The 20,021-nt window shown below is 67.7% G+C and carries 15 protein-coding genes and 1 tRNA gene; 8 read left to right on the top strand and 8 right to left on the bottom strand.

Annotated elements, in window-relative coordinates; all coding sequences use genetic code 11:
- Positions 1-63: 63 nt before the first annotated feature.
- Positions 64-2,694 (bottom strand): DNA polymerase I, encoded by a 2,631-nt coding sequence (gene polA, locus ACPYN9_RS03075; RefSeq protein WP_424464118.1) that lies wholly within the window; start codon positions 2,692-2,694, stop codon positions 64-66.
- A gap of 131 nt (positions 2,695-2,825) precedes the next feature.
- On the opposite strand from polA, the gene ACPYN9_RS03080 reads away from it, so the two are divergent.
- Positions 2,826-3,251 (top strand): PaaI family thioesterase, encoded by a 426-nt coding sequence (locus ACPYN9_RS03080; protein ID WP_424464120.1) that lies wholly within the window; start codon positions 2,826-2,828, stop codon positions 3,249-3,251.
- Positions 3,252-3,317: 66 nt separating this feature from the next.
- Here ACPYN9_RS03080 and ACPYN9_RS03085 read toward each other — a convergent pair whose 3' ends face one another.
- On the bottom strand, positions 3,318-3,920 hold the full coding sequence (locus tag ACPYN9_RS03085; protein ID WP_104241240.1) for an ANTAR domain-containing response regulator: 603 nt from the start codon (positions 3,918-3,920) through the stop codon (positions 3,318-3,320).
- A 35-nt stretch (positions 3,921-3,955) separates the two neighbouring features.
- Between ACPYN9_RS03085 and ACPYN9_RS03090 the strand changes: the two genes are divergently transcribed.
- Positions 3,956-4,040, top strand: a tRNA-Leu gene (locus ACPYN9_RS03090).
- 64 nt (positions 4,041-4,104) lie between these two features.
- Here ACPYN9_RS03090 and ACPYN9_RS03095 read toward each other — a convergent pair.
- Positions 4,105-4,365 (bottom strand): hypothetical protein, encoded by a 261-nt coding sequence (locus tag ACPYN9_RS03095; protein WP_424463818.1) that lies wholly within the window; start codon positions 4,363-4,365, stop codon positions 4,105-4,107.
- Positions 4,366-4,377: 12 nt separating this feature from the next.
- Positions 4,378-5,184 (bottom strand): SDR family oxidoreductase, encoded by an 807-nt coding sequence (locus tag ACPYN9_RS03100; protein WP_424463819.1) that lies wholly within the window; start codon positions 5,182-5,184, stop codon positions 4,378-4,380.
- Between the two features lie 261 nt (positions 5,185-5,445).
- On the opposite strand from ACPYN9_RS03100, the gene ACPYN9_RS03105 reads away from it, so the two are divergent.
- The 3 genes from ACPYN9_RS03105 to ACPYN9_RS03115 all read left to right on the top strand — a co-directional run bounded on the left by ACPYN9_RS03105 (position 5,446) and on the right by ACPYN9_RS03115 (position 13,991).
- Positions 5,446-11,064, top strand: a complete 5,619-nt coding sequence (locus ACPYN9_RS03105) for a glutamate synthase-related protein (protein ID WP_424463821.1) — start codon at positions 5,446-5,448, stop codon at positions 11,062-11,064.
- Positions 11,061-12,797 (top strand): diflavin oxidoreductase, encoded by a 1,737-nt coding sequence (locus ACPYN9_RS03110; protein ID WP_424463823.1) that lies wholly within the window; start codon positions 11,061-11,063, stop codon positions 12,795-12,797. The genes ACPYN9_RS03105 and ACPYN9_RS03110 overlap by 4 nt, the downstream gene beginning before the upstream one ends.
- 201 nt (positions 12,798-12,998) lie before the next feature.
- The gene (locus ACPYN9_RS03115) at positions 12,999-13,991 is read left to right on the top strand and encodes a hypothetical protein (protein WP_424463824.1); all 993 of its coding nucleotides are present in this window, start codon (positions 12,999-13,001) and stop codon (positions 13,989-13,991) included.
- A 105-nt stretch (positions 13,992-14,096) separates the two neighbouring features.
- Here ACPYN9_RS03115 and ACPYN9_RS03120 read toward each other — a convergent pair whose 3' ends face one another.
- Positions 14,097-15,611, bottom strand: coding sequence for a DUF222 domain-containing protein (locus ACPYN9_RS03120; protein WP_424463825.1), 1,515 nt, complete (start codon positions 15,609-15,611; stop codon positions 14,097-14,099).
- Positions 15,612-15,833: 222 nt separating this feature from the next.
- Between ACPYN9_RS03120 and ACPYN9_RS03125 the strand changes: the two genes are divergently transcribed.
- Together ACPYN9_RS03125 and ACPYN9_RS03130 are read left to right on the top strand one after the other, a co-directional pair.
- The gene (locus ACPYN9_RS03125; protein WP_424463827.1) at positions 15,834-16,460 is read left to right on the top strand and encodes a TetR/AcrR family transcriptional regulator; all 627 of its coding nucleotides are present in this window, start codon (positions 15,834-15,836) and stop codon (positions 16,458-16,460) included.
- Positions 16,457-16,810: a DoxX family protein gene (locus ACPYN9_RS03130; protein ID WP_424463829.1), complete on the top strand. Its 354-nt coding sequence runs from the start codon at positions 16,457-16,459 to the stop codon at positions 16,808-16,810. Before ACPYN9_RS03125 ends, ACPYN9_RS03130 begins: the two co-directional genes overlap by 4 nt.
- A gap of 45 nt (positions 16,811-16,855) precedes the next feature.
- Here the strand turns inward: ACPYN9_RS03130 and ACPYN9_RS03135 are convergent, their stop codons facing one another.
- The gene (locus tag ACPYN9_RS03135; RefSeq protein WP_424463831.1) at positions 16,856-17,095 is read right to left on the bottom strand and encodes a hypothetical protein; all 240 of its coding nucleotides are present in this window, start codon (positions 17,093-17,095) and stop codon (positions 16,856-16,858) included.
- A 54-nt stretch (positions 17,096-17,149) separates the two neighbouring features.
- Here ACPYN9_RS03135 and ACPYN9_RS03140 point away from each other — a divergent pair, with 54 nt between their 5' ends.
- The gene (locus ACPYN9_RS03140) at positions 17,150-17,614 is read left to right on the top strand and encodes a MarR family winged helix-turn-helix transcriptional regulator (RefSeq protein ID WP_424463833.1); all 465 of its coding nucleotides are present in this window, start codon (positions 17,150-17,152) and stop codon (positions 17,612-17,614) included.
- Between the two features lie 71 nt (positions 17,615-17,685).
- Here ACPYN9_RS03140 and ACPYN9_RS03145 read toward each other — a convergent pair whose 3' ends face one another.
- Both ACPYN9_RS03145 and ACPYN9_RS03150 read right to left on the bottom strand, forming a co-directional pair.
- Positions 17,686-18,789, bottom strand: a complete 1,104-nt coding sequence (locus tag ACPYN9_RS03145) for an NADH:flavin oxidoreductase/NADH oxidase (RefSeq protein WP_424463835.1) — start codon at positions 18,787-18,789, stop codon at positions 17,686-17,688.
- A 79-nt stretch (positions 18,790-18,868) separates the two neighbouring features.
- Entirely contained in the window at positions 18,869-19,903 is a 1,035-nt protein-coding gene (locus ACPYN9_RS03150; RefSeq protein ID WP_424463836.1) for an alpha/beta hydrolase, read from the bottom strand.
- Positions 19,904-20,021: the final 118 nt, after the last annotated feature.

Here is a 20,021-nt window from a genome sequence, read left to right on the forward strand (position 1 = left end):
GCTCGCCCCTCGGTGACTCCGCTGAGCGGCGTGCGTGGTCGAGGGGCGAGCGGTGGGTCAGGGTTAGTGCCCGGCCTCGTCCCAGTTCGGGCCACGGCCGATCTGCACCTCGAGCGGCACAGTGAGGTCGGCGGCGCCCGCCATCTCCTCGCGCACCAGGGTCTCCATCGCCTCGCCTTCGCCCTCGGCGATCTCGAACACGAGTTCGTCGTGCACCTGGAGCAGCATGCGAGAGGAGAGTTGCTCGGCGCGGATGCGATCTTCGATGGAGTTCATCGCTCGCTTGATGATGTCAGCGGCCGAGCCCTGGATGGGCGAGTTCAGCGCCTGGCGCTCGGCGTTCTCGCGCGCGATGCGGTTCGTCGAGTGGAGGTCGGGGAACGGGCGCCTGCGTCCGAAGATCGTCTCGGTGTAGCCGTCTTCCTTCGCCTGCAGCACGACATTGCGCAGGTAGTCGCGGACATGCCCGAAGCGTTCGAAGTAGTCGATCATGAGCTTTTTGGCCTCGGCGACCTCGATCTGCAACTGCTTGGAGAGCCCAAAGGCCGAGAGGCCGTAGGCGAGTCCGTAGGACATCGCCTTCACCTTGGAGCGCATGGCAGGCGTGACGTCGGCGGGGTCCACCCCGAACACCCGGGAGCCCACGAAGCGGTGGAGGTCCTCGCCCGCGTTGAACGCCTCGATGAGCGCTGCGTCGCCCGAGAGGTGCGCCATGATGCGCATCTCAATCTGGGAGTAGTCGGCGGTGAGCAGCGACTCGAACTCCGGCCCGTGCACGAAGGCGCGGCGGATGCGGCGTCCCTCGTCTGAGCGGATGGGGATGTTCTGCAGGTTCGGGTCGTTCGAGGACAGGCGGCCGGTCGCGGAGCCGATCTGGTGGTAGCTCGTGTGGATGCGCGAGCCCTCGTCGATGGCTTTGAGGAGCGATTCCATGATCTGTCGCAGCTTGACCGAGTCGCGGTGCTTGCGGAGCGCCCCGAGGAAGGGATGCGGGCTGTTGCGCTCGAGGTCGGCGAGCGACTCGGCGTCGGTCGAGAACCCGGTCTTGGTCTTGCGGGTCTTTGGCATCTCGAGCGTCTCGAAGAGCACCACCTGCAACTGCTTCGGCGAGCCGAGGTTGATCTCGGTGCCGCCGATCGCGTCGAAGGCCTCCTGCTCATACGTGCGGATGCGCTCGGTGAGGTCGTCGGCCAGCCCTTGCAGGAACGCGCGGTCGATGGCGACGCCCTGCAACTCCATGCTTGCGAGCGTCGCGAGCAGCGGGGTCTCGATGGACGTGAAGACGTCGAGCGTGCCCGGTTCCAGCATGGCGAGGGCTGCCGTTGTGGCGCGCTGCGTGAACCACGCGTCGCTCGCGGCCAGCGAGGCCTCATCGCCGATCTGCAGCTGGTTCGGGTCGATCTCCGGAAGCTGCTCGTCGAGTCGCATCTGCACGAGCTCTGCAAGGCGCTTCGGAGCGTTCTGCGGCCGGTAGAGCCACGCGGCAAGCTGGCCGTCTTTGATCTGACCTTCGACCGTGAGGCCGGCGACGGAGAGGGCCTTCAGCTGCGGCTTGGCGTCGAACATGAGCTTGGGGGCGTCGCTCGCGAGCCACGCCTCGAGCGGGGCGTAGTCGGCACGCTCGGGGATCCAGTGCAGCTCCGTCGCCTCGGCCGCGGTGGACACTCCGATGGCGGCGATACCACCTTCAGCGCTGTGCACCACTGTGAGGCCTAACCCGTCCGGAGTCGCGGCGACGGCCTTCTCGAGCCACTGCTCGAGTTCCTCGTCGAGCAGTTCGGGGCGCACCGGCGCCGCGGCCACCTCAGCGGGCGCGATGTCATCGCCGGCTTCATCGGCGAGCTTGAGGACGCGGTCCTGGAGAGTGCGGAACTGCAGCTTCGTGAAGATCTCCCGAACTGCGTCCGCGTCAATCGCGCCCCTCGTGAGCTGCTCGGGGGCGACGGGGAGCTCGACGTCGTCGACCAGCCGGTTGAGCTTGCGGTTCCGCACCGCGTTCTCGCGGTGCTCTCGGAACGACTCGCCCACCTTGCCGCCGATCTCGTCGGCGTGGTCGAGGATGCCCTGGAGCGATCCGTACTGGGCGAGCCACTTCGCTGCGGTCTTCTCGCCGACCTTGGGGACGCCGGGGAGGTTGTCGCTCTTCTCGCCCACGAGTGCGGCCACGTCCGGGTACTGCTCCGGGCGCACGCTGTAGCGTTCCTGGACCTTCGCCGGGTCATAGCGAGTGAGCTTCGTGACGCCCTGCGTTGACGGGTAGAGCAGCGTCACGTCGTCGGTCACGAGTTGGATGGAGTCCCGGTCGCCGGAGACGACGAGCACTTTGAAACCCTGCTCGCGCCCTTGCCGTGCGAGCGTCGCCAGGATGTCGTCGGCCTCGAAGTCCTCTTTGACGATGGTCTGGATGCCCATCGCGTGGAGGGCATCGCGAAGCAGTGGCACCTGACCCTTGAACTCGACGGGAGTCGCGTCTCGGCCCGCCTTGTACTCCGGGTACTCGCGGGTGCGGAACGAGCTCCGTGAGATGTCGAACGCCACGGCGATGTGGCTGGGATTCTCGTTCTGCAGCAGGTTGAGGAGCATCGAGACGAAGCCGTGGATGGCGTTCGTGTGTTGCCCTTCTGAGTTCACGAAGCTGTCGACCGGCAGGGCGAAGAACGCCCTAAAGGCAAGCGAGTGGCCGTCGATGACCATGAGGGTAGGCTGAGTTTGCGCTGACACACGGTCAGCCTACTTGCCGCCCCAGACACTGCGCCGATGCGCGCGTGTTGTGGGGCGTTCTTCGAGGAGGAAGCGTGACGACTCACCATGCAATGCCGCCGACGATGGTCAACGGGCTCGCCATCCCCGACCAGCATGAGGTGACCTACGGTCGAGGGTTCGGCGCGCTCGCCGAACGCATGGGCATCCTGTGCGTCGAGCTGAGCCCGGAGCGCGCGGTGGCCGTCATGCCCGTCGAAAGCAACACGCAGCCCATCGGCCTCCTGCACGGAGGGGCGTACTGCGTGCTCGGCGAGTCGCTCGGCTCGATGGCGGCCAACGTGCATGCCGGGCCGGGGCGCTTCGCGGTCGGCGTCGACCTCAACGCGACGCACACGGGTTCCGCGGTCAGCGGCTGGGTCACCGGCGTCTGCACGGCCATCCACCTCGGCGGTTCGATGACCGTCCACGAGATCGTCATCAGCGACGAAGCAGGCAAGCGCTGCTCGACGGTCCGCATCACGAACCTGATCCGCACCGCCAAGGCGTAGCGGCCCGACATCGAAGGAGCCCCCAACGCGGTGACGCGCTGGGGGCTCCTGGTGGTTTGTGCTCGGCTACTTCTTCGCCGAGAGCTGCTGGATGACCGCCTGGGCGACCTCCTGCATGGTGAGGCGACGGTCCATGGAGGCCTTCTGGATCCATCGGAACGCCTCGGGCTCGCTCAGGCCCATCTTCTGCGTGAGGAGTCCCTTGGCGCGGTCGACCTGCTTGCGAGTCTCGAAGCGCTCGTTGAGGTCGGAGATCTCGGCCTCGAGCGCGATCAGTTGCGCGTGGCGTGCGAGAGCGATCTCGATGGCCGGGAGCAGATCGTTCTGCGTGAACGGCTTCACGACATACGCGAGGGCGCCAGCCTCGGTGGCTCGTTCGACCAGCTCTTTCTGGCTGAACGCGGTGAGGAGGACGACCGGGGCAATGCTGTCCTTCGACAGCTGCTCGGCCGCCGAGATGCCGTCGAGCTGGGGCATCTTGACGTCCATGATGACGAGATCGGGGCGAAGCTCTTTGGCAAGAGCGACTGCGGTTTCACCGTCGCCGGCCTCACCGACCACGTCGAAGCCGTTGTCGCGGAGGATCTCGACGATGTCGAGCCGGATAAGCGACTCGTCTTCGGCGACGACGACACGTCGCGGGGCTTGAGAGGTTTCCTGTTCAGTCACGTAGTGAGCTTACGATACTGTGTCCGTGGTGTTGCGCCGGCTTGGCGGAATGGTAGACGCGGTGCACTCAAAATGCTCTGTCCTCTGGGCGTGTGGGTTCGAATCCCACAGCCGGCACCAGACACGAAGCCCCGGCGTGCCAGTAATGCACTGGCGCGTCGGGCCTTCTTCCGTCAGAACGGGCCTAGTTTTTGCTCGCGGGTTCGTCGGCGGCATCCGGCGCGGTCTCGCCGATACCTGACCACGTGGCCGTCGCATCCCAGAGGTTCAGCGTGTCGTCGACCAGGACGTCAACCTGGACCTCGCGCTCTGGGATCGTGACCCCGTCCGCCGCAGCTGCCTCCACCAGGCGTCGCACGAGCTTGTCGGTGACCTCGCTGAGGGCGTCCTCCCCCGCATCCGCCTCGGCTGAAGCGGTTCGCATGTATGTCTTGACTTCGCTCATGCGTCCATCATCTCAGCCGAAGAAGAGCTTGGTGGATGCGGCGACGAAGCCGGTCTGGCCGAGCTGCTCGCGCATACCCAGGTATTCCTGTGCGTCCTCGCCGACGACGTAGGTGATCTGGTCGGTGCCGTCCGTGATGGCGTCGTAGGCGGCCTGCGCAACCTGCTCGGCCGATGAGCGGGTCGAGTCGCGCGACGGATCGCGGAAGCGACCCGTGGCCTTGATCACTGCTTCCGTGTACGCGGGGTGTCCGCTCTGGTCAAGGCTGCGGCCGCCGAAGTCCGTGCGGATGCCGCCAGGTGCGATGGTCTTGACCCGGATGCCGTAGGGCGCGAGCTCGTAGGACAGGCCTTCGCTCCATCCCTCTGCGCCGAACTTCGCGCCGTGGTACACGGAGTTAAACGGCATGGTGACCTTGCCGCCGATCGACGTGGTCGTCAGGATCATGCCTGACCCACGCTCTCGGAAATGCGGGATGAACTCCTTGGTGACGCGCATGACGCCCAGAAGGTTGGTCGTGACGTTCTGCACGATCTGCTCGTCGGTCGCCGCCTCGAACGGGCCCGCGAGTCCGTAGCCAGCGTTGTTGAAGAGCACGTCGACCGGCCCCTCTGCAAGGGTCTCGGCGACGACGCGCACGATGGCGTCTGCGTCGGTGACGTCGAGCTGCTTGAGCGTGACGCCGGGGAGCTCGCCGAGCGCGGTCTCCCGCAAGGGCGTTCGCATGGTGGCGATCACTCGCCAGCCCTTCGCGGAGAAGAGCTCGACGGCGGCGCGGCCGAGCCCTGTCGATGTTCCGGTGATGAAGATGGTGCTCATGGTGCCTCGTTGCTTCGTGTTACTGGCGCAGACGCGCGTACCGGATCGTACTCTCGTCCCCACCAGGTGGTAGGTCAGCGATCGGCGGCGATCACGGCGCGTGGCCTTGCATCAGCTTTAGGCAACCCTTACCGTACGTATACCGCTTTGCCGCTGGGAACCTCGCACCGCACCAAGTGCCGACTCCCGCAGACGAAACCTTCAATGTTGCAGTGTTCGCGTCGCCTTTCCCCCTCGCCGCTGTCCCCTGGAGGCAATTTCGTGTCGCAAAAAATCACCGGTCTGTACCGTCCCGAGCTCGAGAAGAGCGATTGCGGCGTCGGCTTCATCACGCGCAAAGACGGAGTGCAGCACCACGACGTGATCCGGCTCGGCAACGAGGCCCTGTGCGCCATCCCCCACCGCGGAGGGATGTCGGCCGAGGGCGTTGGCGACGGTGCCGGCATCAACGTCGACCTGTCAGTCGAGTTCTTCAGCGCGCTCGTCGGCCGTGACCTCGAGGTAGGGCTGTTCGGCGTCGGCAACTTCTTCATGCCGAGCGACCAGGCGCAGATCGACCGTGCGCACCATCTCATCTCGAGCACCCTGCGCTCGAACGGCATCGAGCCCGTGCTGGTGCGCGATGTTCCCGTCGACCCGGCGGTCGCCCGTCCAGCGGCGCAGCAGTACCAACTACCAATCGTGCAGTGGGTCTTCGAGGCAGCTGAAGGCTGGAACCGGGTCGAGATGGACGCCGCCGCCAACAGCGCCCTTCTCGAGATCGAAGGCGTGGCGTACGCCGACCCCTCCCTGCAGGGCCTCTACCCGCTCTCGCTGAGCGCGCGGACGCAGACGCTGAAGGGGCGCCTCAACTCGAACGAAGTCATCCCCTACTTCACCGACCTCCTCGACGAACGCCAATCCGTGCGCACGCTCTTCTTCCACACGCGCTTCTCGACGAACACCGAACCACACCCGAGCATGGCGCAGCCGTTCCGCATGCTCGCGCACAACGGCGAGCTCAACACCGACCGCAAAAACCGCCTGTCCGAGAACGCCCTCGCGACGGCGCGCGGACGAGTGCTCGTGCATCCGCCCGGCCAGTCCGACAGCAGCCGGTTCGACCAGACCCTCCAGAGCCGCGTGTTCGACGACGGGCTCGAGCTCGTCGAGGCGGTCGTGTCGACCATGCCGCCCGCGTGGGAGAACGACCGCACGCTGACCCCTGAGGTCAAGGACATGCTCGAGTTCTTCTCCCTCTACGAAGAGAAGAACGACGGGCCGGCCGCACTGGTCTTCAGCAACGGGGACATCATCGGCGCTCGGCTGGACCGGCTCGGCCTGCGCCCCCTGCGGAGCGTCGAGACCGACGACTACCTGGTCGTGAGCTCCGAGGCGGGTCAGATCCAGTTCCCCCCGAGCACGATCGTTCGGCGCGGACGCATCGAAGCGGGCGGGATGCTCTACTTCGATCACCGAGTGGGGCGCAGTTTCCGCACGCGAGAGGCGCTCGAGCAGCTCGCCAAGCGTCGCGACTACAGCGCCGACCTCGAGACCGCGCGCGTCAACATCGAGGACATCGAGCTGCCGGAGATGCGCCGAGGCAGCAACACGCTGGGATACGAGGGCGACCTCTCGCCTGCCGGCCGGTACGTCGCGTACTCGCTCAACCAGGAGAGCTTCAAGTTCATGATGGACCCGATGCTCGCCAACGGTACCGAGCGCATCTCGGCCATGGGGTACGGGAACGCCATCAATGCGCTCTCCGATCAGGAGGGCGGCCTCGCGAAGTACTTCTCGCAGCGGTTCGCGCAGGTGACCAACCCGCCCCTCGACAGCATCCGCGAGGCCGACGGCATGACGCTGCGCGTCGCGCTCGGCGCGAAGCCGGATGGCGGAAACCGCACACGGCAGATCGTCGTCCCATCGCCGATCCTCAGTCACCTACACATGGTGGCGCTCCGAGAACAGCGACTTGCGCCCCTCGAGCGCTTCGAAATCCTCTACGAACCCGTGCACGGCGACGCCGCAGCCAACGCGGTGTCCCTCCACGACGCCGTCGAACGCGTCTGCGACAGGGTGGCGGAGTTCGCCCGCGCCGATGGCGGCATCGCGGTCCTGACCGACCGCAACGTGTCGCGCGACGCGGCCGCCATCCCGCTCATCCTGGTCATTGCGGCCGTCAATCAGCGTCTGATCCGCGAGGGGCTCCGCCTGCGGGTCTCGCTCATCGCCGAGAGCGGCCAGCTGCCGTCATCGCATCACATCGCGTCGGCGCTGGGCTTCGGCGCGGCCGCCGTCTACCCGCTGTGCGTGCGCCTGCGGGCCGAAGAGCGATACCCGAGCGGCGCCGCGTCGGTCGACACGATCACCGAGACGGACCTCGCGGTCGCCCGCTTCGCCAAGGCGGCCGAGAAGTCGCTCATGAAGACCATGGGGCGCGTTGGCCTCTGCACGGTCGAGAGCTATATCGGCGGTGAGTTCTTCGAGCCGAACTACCTCGACACGAAGGATCCCGTCCTCGCCGACTACTTCCCGCATCTCGCCGCGCCGGTCGGCGGCGTTCGGTTCGAGCGCATCGCACTCGCCGTCGCCGAGTGGCACGAGCGAGCCGTCGCCGTCGCCGATGAGAAGCAGATCCCCCTACTCGGTCTCTTCAAGGAACGACAGGAAGGCGCAGGGCACTCGTTCGGAACGACGGCCGTGCGCGGCTTCATCGACATGACGGAGGAGCCACGGGTCCTCGAGACGCAGAGCGCCCCGTTGACCGCAGACGCCCCAGCCGAGGTCGGCGCGTCGGTGTCCGAGCCGCACCCCGGTCACGACTCGCTCCGCCTCCTCACGCTCGGCCAGCTCGACGACGCCTTCGGTCTCGACGACAAGGCGTACACGTACAGCGGATACGGGGCGCTCAGCCCCGAGCAGATCGATGCGTTCGAGATCACGCCCGGCTACCGCGACTTCGTCTCCAACACAATTCAAGAGCGCACCAGGCGACCGTCCGCGCTGCGCGACGTGCTCTCGCTGCCGGCGGACGTCAGGCTCGCGTCGACCACGTCCGAGTTCGCACGCGAGCTGAGCAGGTTCTCGCTCGAGGGCAACAGCGACATCCGCGTTCGAGGGCTCGAGATCGAGCGCCTCGACAACGAGCGCTACCTGCTGACGCTCACGGGCCCGCTCCGCGAGGACGCGTCGCGCTACGACGCGCTCGCCCAGGTGCTCACCGCGCTCGACGCGGAGGCGATCGCGGCGACGACGGCCACCGACGGACACCTCGAAGTCCGCGTGGTACCAGGCGCCGCGAGCATCCTCCACATTCTCCGCACCGCTCCGGACAGCATCCCACTCGACGACGTGCAGCCGGCCCACCAGATCGCCCGCACCCTCGCATCCGGCGCCATGAGCCACGGTGCGCTCGTGGCGACCGCCCACGAATCCGTGGCTCACGGCACCAACATGGTTGGCGGCATGTCGAACTGCGGTGAGGGCGGCGAGCACATCACCCGCTACAACACGATTCGCGGTTCGCGCATCAAGCAGTTCGCATCCGGACGATTCGGCATCTGGGCTGGCTACCTCGCCGACCCGATGCTGCAGGAGCTCGAGATCAAGATCGGACAGGGCGCCAAGCCCGGCGAAGGCGGGCAGCTGCCCGCTCCCAAGGTCACGGTCGACATCGCGGCCGCCCGAGGAGGCACGCCGGGTGTCGAGCTCGTCTCGCCGCCACCGCACCACGACACCTACTCGATCGAGGACCTCGCCCAGCTGATCCACGACTGCAAGGCGGCCCGAGTCCGGGTCGTCGTGAAGCTCGTCTCCTCAGAAGGCATTGGCACGATCGCCGTCGGGGTCGCCAAGGCCGGAGCGGATGTCATCAACGTCGCCGGCAACACGGGCGGCACCGGCGCTGCCGCCGTGACGAGCCTGAAGTACGCGGGTCGCTCCGCCGAGATCGGCGTAGCCGAGGTGCACCAGGCCCTCCTCGCCAACGGACTCCGTCAGAAAGTTGTACTTCGCTGCTCCGGCGCGCACCAAATGGCGAGCGACGTGGTCACGTCGGCGCTCCTCGGCGGCGACAGCTTCGAGTTCGGGACAACGGCGCTCATGATGCTCGGCTGCGTCATGGCGAAGAACTGCAACATCAAGTGCCCGGCGGGGCTCACGACGAACCCGGAAGTGTTCGACGGAGACCCGCGTGCGCTCGCGCAGTACCTGCTCAACATCTCGCACGAGGTGCGCGAGATCCTCGCCTCGCTCGGGCTGCGGTCGCTCGGCGAGGCCCGCGGACGCGGAGACCTGCTGCAGCTTCTCGCTCACCCCGCCAGCGTCGGGGACCTCGACGTGCGCGACATGCTCGCCAAGGTGCCGGAGAAGGTCGTCCACGACCCCATCTCCCTTGAAAAGGACTTCAGCATCGACGACTCCCTCATCGAGCAGATCCGCGCCGCGCTCGTGGAGCGCGCCGAGCCGGAGATTCGCATCGACGGCGTCGAGATGGGCAACCGCTTTAAGTCCGTCGGCGGACAGCTGGCGATCGACCTCGAGCGCATGCTGAACTACGAACTCGACGCCGAGACCATCGCAGGCCTGCCCGCTGTGGTCGAGGACGAGCGCGGACGCCGAGCCCTGGTCGACGGCACCGTCACCGTGACCACACACGGATCCGCGGGCCAGTCGTACGGTGCGTTCAGCAACGACGGCATGCGCCTCGTGCACACGGGCACCGCGAACGACGGTGTCGGCAAGAGCCAGGGCGGCGGCACCATCGTCGTCCTCTCCCCCGGCGGCGGCGGAGCCGAGGCAGGCGAGAACGTGCTCATCGGCAACTTCGCACTCTTCGGCGCGACGGGCGGGCGCACGTTCGTGCAGGGCGAGGCCGGCGACCGGTTCGCGGTCCGCAACTCGGGTGCCACTGCGGTCGTCGAGGGCATTGGCGACTTTGGCTGCGAGTACATGACCAACGGGGCGGTGCTCAACCTCGGCAGCGCCGGCAAGGGGCTCGGCAACGGCATGAGCGGCGGCTTCGTCTACCAGTACGACGCCGACGGCACCACGCGCGACAACGTGAGCGCCGACTCGCTGCTCGTCTTCCCGATCACCGACTCGAGCCACGGCGAGTTCCACGAGGCGGCGGTGAAGCTGCTGCTCGAGTGGCACCTCGAAGCGACCGGGTCGCCACTCGCGGCGCGCATCCTCAGCGACTGGGAGGCGGAGCGCAGCAAGTTCTTCTGCGGCATGCCGCGGGCGCTGCTCCTCTACCAGGACGCTGACGAGATCCTCGCAGCCAAGGGGCGCAAGGAGCTGCTCGACGAGCTCTCCACGTCGATCGCGACCCACCGCATCCGCCTCTTCAAGGAGGCCTACCGAGGCGGCCACCCGGTCATTGGCGGGCGGACACCGGGCGGTTCGGAGGCCGATCGCGACGACCGGTTCGCGCTGCTCGCCTCCTACGCCGTGCTCAACATCGCGCAGGACATCGCACTGACGAGGGTTCCAGATGCGGCGGGAGCGGAGGACGCCAGGGTGGTCGACGCCGTCCGCAAGCTCATCCTCACCGAGGACTTCTTCGTCATGCAGCGGGTGAACAAGTACCTGCGCGGGGAACTCGAACGCTTCGAGGACGCCCAGCTGGCGGCACTCATCGCCGCGAAGCGACTCGAGGACTATAAGGACGCGCTCAGGCTGCGCAACGTGCGCAGCATTGACGCGCCGGGAACCACGGGGTGGATCATGTACCAGAACGCGAAGAACCGCCGCCTCCTCGAATCCGTTGGAGCCGACGAGATCCTCGCCACCGCCGCGATGGTCGACATCGCTCGCGAACTCGTCGTCACGGAGAAACGCCAGCATCCCGCCGCACTTGTTCCTGGGCTCGCCGCGACCGCAGGCGGACGCTCGTGAGCGCGCCGTTCATCCCGGTCGACGCGCCCTTCACCCGAGAGCAGCAGGCCTGGCTTGCCGGGTTCATGGCTGGGCTGGCCGCGATCCCCACCGCCGACAAGGAGGTGCAGGCGGCGACGCTCACGCTGGAGATCCTTATCGGCACGCAGACCGGCAACAGCGAGTTCGTCGCAGAGGATCTCGCAGCCGCGGCTCGTGGCGCAGGGCTCGCGGCGACGGTTGCTCCGCTTGACTCCGTCTCGCCAGAGGCGCTGGGCGGCGAACGCAACATCGTCATCGTCACCTCGACCTACGGCGAGGGTGAGATGCCGGACAACGCCGAGCTGTTCTGGGAGGAGCTCTCGTCGGAGGGTGCTCCGCGACTTGAGGCTGCGAAGTTCGCGGTGCTGGCGCTCGGCGACAGCAGCTACGACGACTACTGCCAGGCCGGCAAGCTCATCGACACGCGCCTCGAGCAGCTCGGGGCGACCCGCGTCGTGCCGCGCGTCGACTGCGACGTCGACTACGAGGACTCGGCGGCCGCCTGGATCGCGGAGGTTGTCGAGCACTTCGCAGCACTGCAGCCGAACACCGCAGCGCCCGCGCCCGCCGTCGCTGCGACCCCCGCGCGGGTCCGTTCGCCCTGGAACAAGAAGACGCCATACCCGTCGCGGCTCGCCGTCAACCGTGTCCTGTCGGGCACACGCAGCTCCAAAGAGATTCGCCACTACGAGTTCGATCTCGGCGACAGCGGCATCACCTACGCCGCGGGTGATGCACTCGCGGTGGTGCCGGTCAACGAGGGCCCATTGGTCGACGAGATGCTCGCGCATCTCGGATTCTCGGGCGACGAGGTGCTCGAGGGAGGCTCGACGCTGCGCACCGCCTTCGAGCGTGAGCTCGACATCACCGCCCCCTCGAAGGATCTGCTCGCGGAGCTCTCGGCGCGCGAACCCAGCGGCGCGGTCGCCGAGCTCGTCCAGCGGGGCGACAAGGCACAGCTCGACAGCTGGCTGTGGGGCCGTGACACGCTCGACGTGCTCCGTACCGCGCAGGGCGTCTCTTTCGGTGCGGACGAGTTCGCGGCGTTGCTGCGCCCACTGCAGCACCGCGCGTACTCGATCTCGTCGAGCCCGCTTGCGAGCCCTGACCGCATCCACCTCACCGTGGCCTCGGTTCGCTACGGCGACGAGGCGCGCCGGTACGGCGGGGTCTGCTCGACGTTCCTCGCCGACCGGGTGGGTGAGGCCGACCCGGTGCACCTGTTCCTGCAGCCAAACGCGGCGTTCCGCGTTCCCGAGGACGACGACGCGCCGATGATCATGGTTGGGCCCGGAACGGGCATCGCACCGTTCCGCGGGTTCCTGCAGGAACGGGAGGCGCGGGGCGCCGCTGGACGCAACTGGTTGCTCTTCGGAGACCAGCACCGCGACCACGACTTCATTTACGAGGAAGAGCTCGCGGGGCTCAGCGACCGGGGAGTTCTCGACCGCCTCGACCTGGCGTTCTCGCGCGACCAGGCGGAGAAGATCTATGTGCAGACGCGGATGCTTGAGCACAGCGCGGAGCTCTACGCCTGGCTCGAGGAGGGCGGTCAATTCTACGTCTGTGGTGACGCGTCTCGCATGGCTCGTGACGTGGACGACGCTCTGCATGCCGTCGTGGCGCGCGAACGGGGCGTGACGGCGGAGGGGGCGGCCGAGTATGTGGGGGCGCTCAAGCGCCAGAAGCGGTACGTCAGGGACGTGTACTGACCCATGTTGCCGGACGACGTCGGGGGTCGCGGGGGTGGATGCGGTGCGGGCGAGGACTGCTCGTGCGCCAGTCGCCGTCACCGCGGCCCGGCCGAGGCCGGGGTGGGTCGTGGGTCTGAGAGGCGGGCCGGTCAGGCGGGTGTGCACGCGGCGAGCACGCTCGACCGGCTGCTGTCGTCCTCACGCACGATGCTGCGGAAGGTGACGCTCTCGCCGGGGGCCTTGGCTGCCGGGCTGATCGAGCTCGGGACGGCGACGGCCACGACCAGGAACGACGCCTGCACGATCCACCAGATCGGCAATTACGACCTCCCAAGTGAGTGCGGGGGCGCGCTGATGCCGCCCTCGGCGTGGATCACCCTGCGCGTTCGCCCATCGTTGCTCGGCGCGGCGGTCGTTGCGCACGGGGAGGCGGCATCGGGGATGATGCCGAGCCTGTACGTCTACTCGGTCGACGGTCGCCTCGCGCACCGGGTGCTGGTCCACTCGCAGGACGACGCGGAGCGGCTTGCAGCATTCGGGCGTTCACGGGTCCCGGGCGTGACTCGGCCCGACGCGGCAGCGGTGGTGTTCGCGGAGTCGCCGGCCGAGGAGGTGCCCGTTGCGTCGAGCCGCGCCGGCGTCTTGGCCGCCTTGGACACGTCGCTGCCGGAGTGGTCTTGGGTGGATGCGGCTGGCTGGCGTGGGGGTGACTTGCTGGCCCAGCTCGATGCTGTGCTGGGCGAGACCTGCCTCGAACGGTATGCGGCTCTGCGGGATGGGGATCGGGGCCAGGATCTATCCCGGCGCGCGAAGGACGACCGGTGGGGCGTCGGGTCTGTTGGGAGCAGCCGCGGCGTGGACTGCGCGGTGGTCTCGGCCGTGTTCGAGCATCTGGCTTCTGTGGGCATGTCCGTGTGCGTCGGGGTGCCGTCGAGCTCGGTGATGCAACTGAGCGCCGGGCGGGTGCATGTCGTGGAGCGCGTAGGCAGTCTGATCGTTGTGTCGCTCGGTGAGGGGATCGTCGAGCTGGACCTTGCCGCGCTCCGTTCGTGCCTGGTCGTGACGTCGTCTGGGCCTCTGGGGAGCACCTCCACGCTCGAGCTCTACGACGAGGGGTCGCGCTGCGTGGCAGTGCTGACGCAGCTGGGCCTCGTGGGAGCTGATGTCCACCGGGCGTGGGAGCACATGCTGGAGTCCCTCCCGCCCGTGTGAGGCGTGCGCGAGGCGTGCGTGCCTCGGCGTGAGGCACGCACGACGCACGCACGAGGCACGCTGAAGTGCGGGGACGTCGCACGGCGGTCTGACGCTCGGTTCTGGTCATCGTCGGCGGTTCTGGTCGGGTCGTGGCGCGGGGGTGCCCCTGCCCGTGGTGGTTCGTCGTCGTGGGGTTCGGCGTCGGACGTAGTGCGGGGGTGTGGCGCTCACGTGCCATCGGCTGTCTGGTCCGTGGGTCACGTTTAGGCGTCCGCGGTGGACTTCGTGGTGGTGGAACGAGCACAGCAGGATGCCGTGGTGCACGTCGGTGGGTCCGCCTTCGCTCCAGGGCTGCGTGTGGTGGGTTTCGCACCAGCGGACGGGGGCCCTGCATCCGGGGGCGCGGCAGTGCTTGTCTCGGGTGAAGATCGCTCGGCGTTGGGCGGTGGTGAAGAGGCGGCGGCGCCGGCCGAGGTCGAGGATCTCCCCGTTCGGGGCTTGGCGGGCGACGCGCACGAACCCGTCGCACAGGAGCTTCGCCGCGAACGACGCGGGCACGGGCTCCCCGGTGTGCTCAAGATGCGGCACGTCTTCAGGCCGGGTCGCGGTGCCGGCGATTCCGGCGTCGGTGGTCACGATCACGAGCGTGGGCGCTTCCCCGCCGATGCGGGGCGCGTTGGGCGACTCGGCGTAACTGGCGAGCACCGCGGTGAGCGCGTCGATGCGCCGCTGCGGGGTCGTACGAGTGTCCTCGAGCGGGAGATCACTCTCGGTGCTGCCATCGCGGCCGTTCGTGTCGCCGTCGCCCCAGAAGCCCGAGTCACTGTTCGCGCCGAGTGCTGGTGCGACCGGCTCCCCACACCCCGCCGCGGCGGCGGGGAACTCGACGGCGCGGCGGGGTGAGAGGTGCGCGTCCAGCACCGAGATCAGCTGGTCGCCCTGCTCCGGGGTCGCGACGAACTTCCCCGTGATCGCGCCGTCCGAGCGCCGCGACCACCACAACCCACGCTCCGCCGCGATCTTGTCGGCCCGAGGCTCGTCCCCGTCCGGATCCAAATACGACACCCACAACGCGGCCTGCACCTCCAGCACTTTCGGCGTGGCCGGCTGCTCGTCCTCCGGGTTCAACCCACACGCCGACGCCACCAACTCCGCCTCCGCCCGCGCCACGTCCTCCACATCGACACGGTTACGCGTGTGATCGAGGCCCTTCGTGACCGCCGCCGCCTGCGCAAGCGACATGAGTCCAGCTGACACGGCCTTCGACACTTCCGGGTACTTCGCCGGGATCGGCCCACCGGTCATCCCCATCCGCTCCCGAGTCCCCGCGGCGACCTTCACCAGCGTATGCGCCTCGAAGGGCTTCACGCCCAGCACCTGCTCCAACAGCGCCGGCAGATTCCGGAACCCCGCCTTCCGCGCGAGCGTCTCGTCCCGCGGACACTCGTCCTCCCGCCGCAACGCCTCCGCCGCGACCTCCACCAGCGCCGCGTCCAGCACCCGCCGACGCGCCGCCAACTCCGACAACACGACCACGAGCTCACCATCAAGAACCCTCAACAGATCGGTCCGGCCCTCAAGAAGCGCATCCACAACCGCCGTCTCACGAGACGAACCCCTGAATGACTCCGATGCCACGATGACCTCCCCCAAGATCACCACCAGCCTACCACTGGAACACACCTCAAACCAGGTTTTTACCAGGATATTTCAGCAAAGATCGAAATTTAGTTCTAACCTCCAGTCGAGAGCGAGAAACCCCGGATTGGCAGAGCACTTCTTGCTGGTCACCTTGTCTGTCCCCTGCTCCAACTTTGCCTGAACCTGTTCACTGAACGAGTTCAGTGCTAGCGTCGACTCGTGCAACCCACTCGTGCCGAGACAAAGCAGCGAACACAGTCGCGGGTCATCGACGTCGCCGGTCGCCTCTTCGAGCAGCGGGGCTATGCGGCCACGAGTGTGCGGGCAATCGCCGACTCGGCCGGCGTGAGCGTCGGTACGGTGATGTCCGTCGGTGACAAACGGGCTCTGCTGGTGAAGGTCTTCGATCGCCACATCCTGCGCGAGCATGAAGGCAGGGTCTCCCCACCTGCTGGGCCCGACCACGACCCCTCCGGGTCTCGTGACGGCAGTGACGCAGGGGCCTGCCCCGACCGCCTTGCGACCCTGGCCGCCCCATTTGTCGCTCTCTTCACTCGTCGCGACGACCTGGCGCGCACCTACGCATCGATCCTGGTCTCCGGAGACCACGAGTCGAGCCTCTTCTCTGACCTCGCCGCCAGGCTGACCAGCGAGTTCCGGGTGGTGATCACCGAGCATGGGTGCACGCGACCTGAAGACGCCTCAGCGCAGGCCGGCGCGCTGTACTTCGCCTACGTCGGCTTGCTTTTCACCGCCTCAGCGCGCCGCACATCTGACGCTGCGGCGCTCTCGACGGACCTCAGAGGCGCATTCGCGGCGATCTGCGCGTGCAACAAAGCGGCATGACGTTCTTGCCCGACCCCTGGTGGCCCACGGTACTTCTCGCCGGGCTGCTCGCCGGAGATGCGGCGATGTCGATCACGCCGCCGAAGTTCATTCGCGACTGCCTCGATGGCGTACGTTTTCCGCGAGATTGGTGGTGGACGCTCATCGTCATCAAGGCAACCGCGGCGCTTGGGCTCATTGCGGGACTCTGGCTTCCGGGCGTCGCATTCGCCGCGAACGTCGGCGTGATCGCCTACTTCGTCTGCGCTGCCGCGGCGCACGTGCGAGCCAGGTTCCTTGGTCGCGCCTTCTGGCTGAACTGCCTCGGGATGCTCGCCGTCGCGGTGCTCGTCCTCGTGGTGACCGCGTGAGCCGCAGGGCCGCGTGTCGCGGTGGCGTGCCTTGCCACGGAGTCTCTACTCAGTCGGGCAGATGATGCTGCTCGGCTGGTTGCTCCGAGTTCCGCGGCGCACGTCGTGGTCAGCATATGGGTGCCCGCAGTCCCGGCAGACGGGTGGTGTCCGCACGGGGTCGGTTCGCGCGACTCCCCCAGTTCCCAGCTGGGCTGGTCCCATGAACGGGAAGAGCGCCTGATTGAGGCGGTTCCACCAGCCGGGCTGACCCTTGTACGGGTTCGGAAGTCTGTCGATGGGCATTTCGTTAGTGTACTAACTATTCGCGTGAGTCGCTTGCTCGGTTAGTCTGCATCTGTGGACCTCCTCGCGCTCGACAAGCAGCTCTGCTTCGCCCTCGCCGCCGCCAGCAGGAGCGTCATCTCGCTGTACCGCCCCATCCTCGAACCCCTCGGACTCACACATCCGCAGTACCTCGTGATGCTCGGCCTGTGGGAGCACGATGGCCAGACACTCGGCCAGCTGGCGCGAGCGCTGCACCTGGAGCCTGCAACGCTGAGCCCGCTCGTGAAGCGACTCGAGGCGTCTGGGCTCGTCACGAGGCACCGCCGGCCCGCGGATGAACGCGCGGTCGAGATTCGTCTCACGGATGCGGGCCGGGCGCTGCGGCGCGACGCGGAGCAGGTCCCAGTGCGGGTGATCGCAGAACTCGGCTGGGACGTGACCGAGCTTGAGGCGCTCAAGGACACGCTCACGCAGCTCCTCGCCGACTCGTCGTCCGCCAGAGAAGACCGAGACCAGCGGTCAGGCCGGCGCGACTGACCGGGGTGGCCCGAGAGCCCCGCCGCACACGACGAGGCACTTCGGGGCGCCGGATCGGGCGCCCCGGCCGCTCACCCCATGGATGCGCGCCAGTACTGGGGCGCGACGAGTCCCTCTTGTCCGTCGCCGAGCTCGACCGCCGCATGGACGGGCCAGTTCGGGTTGGCGAGCGCGGCTCTGCCGATCGTGATGCCGTCGGCGTCGCCGGCAACGAGGATGGATTCTGCGTGCCCCGCGTCTGTGATCTGCCCGACCGCCGTCACGAAGGTCCCCTCGGCGGGAAGCGCTTCGCGGACGGCGCGCGCCAGCGTCACCTGGTAGCCGGGACCGACGGGACCCGTGAACGCGCCGATCCCGCCGCTCGAGAGATCGAACACCGTGACGCCCAGCTCATGCACGCGCTTGGCGAGTTCGACGGTGTCCGCGATCGTCCAGCCGTCGGGCGCCCAGTCCTCACCAGAGAAGCGGATGGCGAGCGGCTTGTCGGCTGGCCAGTTGCGTCGCACCTCAGCCACGACCTCGAGCGGAAAGCGGATGCGGTTCTCGAAGCCGCCACCGTACTCGTCGGTCCGTGTGTTCGAACGAGGCGAGAGGAACTCGTGAAGGAGGTAGCCGTGGGCCGCGTGGATTTGCAGTGCGTCGAATCCGGCCGCATGCGCTCGACGGGCAGCAACGCCCCACGCGGTCACCAGTTCGGCGATCTCTGCTGTGTCGAGTGTCGCTGGGAGCGCGAGCCCGTAGACGTCGCTGCTCGACGGGGCCACTGCGGTCCAGCCCCCTTCGCCCTCTGGGACTCGTCCGCGCTCGCTGTCAGGCAATGCAGGGTACGTGGATGCCTTCGCGCCGGCGTGGGCGAGCTGGATGCCGGCTGCCGCACCCTGCCCGTGGATGAAGTCGACGATCGGTCGCCATGCCTCGGTGTGCTCGTCGCTCCAGAGTCCGGTGTCTTCCGGCGAGATCCGCCCCCCGGGGACCACGGCCGTTGCCTCGGTCCACACGAGTCCAAAACCGCCGCTCGACCGCGCTCCCAGGTGCACGAGGTGCCACAGTGTGGGCAGTCCGTCGCGCGCAGTCACGGAGTACTGGCACATGGGTGCCAGGAACGTGGCGTTGCGCAGCGGGAGCCCGCCGCCGTCCGCACTCGGGAGGGTCACGGGCGAGAGGAGACGGCTCATGCTGGCCTTTCGGTTTCGACGCGGGGGTACACGCACTCCAACCGCGTGTGCGCCGCGGATGTTCCCTCGTGCAATCAGCTCAGCGCAGATAACCCGTGAGCCACTGCGTCATCGCCTCGAACGCCTTCGCGCGCACGTCGGGTTCAGACAGCAGCACGTCGTGCAGTGCGCCGTCGAGGCGTCGGACGGTCACCGTGTCGCCCAGATTCAGCGAGCGCCGCGCGATGTCATCGACTCTCAGGACAGAGTCGGTCCGCCGCATCGAGTCGTGCCAGATCGGCGACAGGGTGCTCCGCGACGACAGCATCGTCAAGACGGGTGCCTTGATGTCGAGTCCGACGGCCACCGCGGAGTGGCCAGCGAGAATCGCGTTCAACCAGCCGGCACGCACGGTGAAGCTTGGGGTTGGACGCCACCGGTCGTCGAACTCCCATTCCCCGCCGAACTCCTTCTTGACCGCGCGAGTGTAGAAGCCGAAGTCGATGTTGTTGAACGCGTCACTCGGCCGCAGTTGTGCCGCGATCGTCATGAGCGGCGTCAGCGCGGTCCGGACCGCTGCGCGGGTCTGCAACTCGAGCCACGGGCTGTTCAGGATGAGCGCATCCGCTCGACCTGGATGCCGATCGGCCCAGAGGCTCAGCGTGAGCCCACCGGTCGAGTGCCCCACGAGGACGAGCGGATGGCGCCCCCTGCGGTGCCCTCCGGGGCCGTGGCCCATCACCTCGAGGGCCCTGTCGAGCTCCTCGTCGTAGGTCGCCAGGTCGGTCACGAACCCGGGAGTCTGGTGGTCTCGCAGGCTGCGCCCGTACTTGCGGAGGTCGAGGGCGAAGAACCGTGCGCCCTCCCTGGCCCAGTACTGCGCGTGGTGCTTCTGGAAGAAGTAGTCGGACCAGCCGTGCACGTAGAGCACATCGGCGCCGCGCGCTGGCCCGCGCGCGAAGCGGTCCGCTCTTGGCCCTCGGATCAGCGTCGCGAGTACCTCCCCCTCATGGTCCGGCCGGAGGGGCAGGTCAAGCGCCGAGAAGCCCGGCCCGAGAATGTCCGGGCGCCAGGCGGTCGAGGCGACGAGCGAGTCACTGACATCCATCTCCGCGGAACCCTGCACTGGGCTCACGTGGCGCTGCCCATCTCTGAGGTCGACATGGGAAAACGATACCTGTCGAGGGGCCATCCGCGGGACGCAAACGTGACGCTGCAGAAACCACGCATGGCCGGACTGGAGCGAGCTCCGG

The sequence above is a fragment of the Pseudoclavibacter helvolus genome (genome assembly GCF_049707175.1).
Classification (GTDB): Bacteria; Actinomycetota; Actinomycetes; order Actinomycetales; family Microbacteriaceae; genus Pseudoclavibacter; species Pseudoclavibacter helvolus_A.

Coding starts and splice junctions, on each gene's coding strand:
- ACPYN9_RS03130 (WP_424463829.1), top strand. CDS start 16,457: ATGACGTTCTTGCCCGACCCCTGGTGGCCCACGGTACTTCTCGCCGGG.
- ACPYN9_RS03100 (WP_424463819.1), bottom strand. CDS start 5,184: ATGAGCACCATCTTCATCACCGGAACATCGACAGGGCTCGGCCGCGCC.
- polA (WP_424464118.1), bottom strand. CDS start 2,694: ATGGTCATCGACGGCCACTCGCTTGCCTTTAGGGCGTTCTTCGCCCTG.
- ACPYN9_RS03095 (WP_424463818.1), bottom strand. CDS start 4,365: ATGAGCGAAGTCAAGACATACATGCGAACCGCTTCAGCCGAGGCGGAT.
- ACPYN9_RS03135 (WP_424463831.1), bottom strand. CDS start 17,095: ATGCCCATCGACAGACTTCCGAACCCGTACAAGGGTCAGCCCGGCTGG.
- ACPYN9_RS03080 (WP_424464120.1), top strand. CDS start 2,826: ATGGTCAACGGGCTCGCCATCCCCGACCAGCATGAGGTGACCTACGGT.
- ACPYN9_RS03145 (WP_424463835.1), bottom strand. CDS start 18,789: ATGAGCCGTCTCCTCTCGCCCGTGACCCTCCCGAGTGCGGACGGCGGC.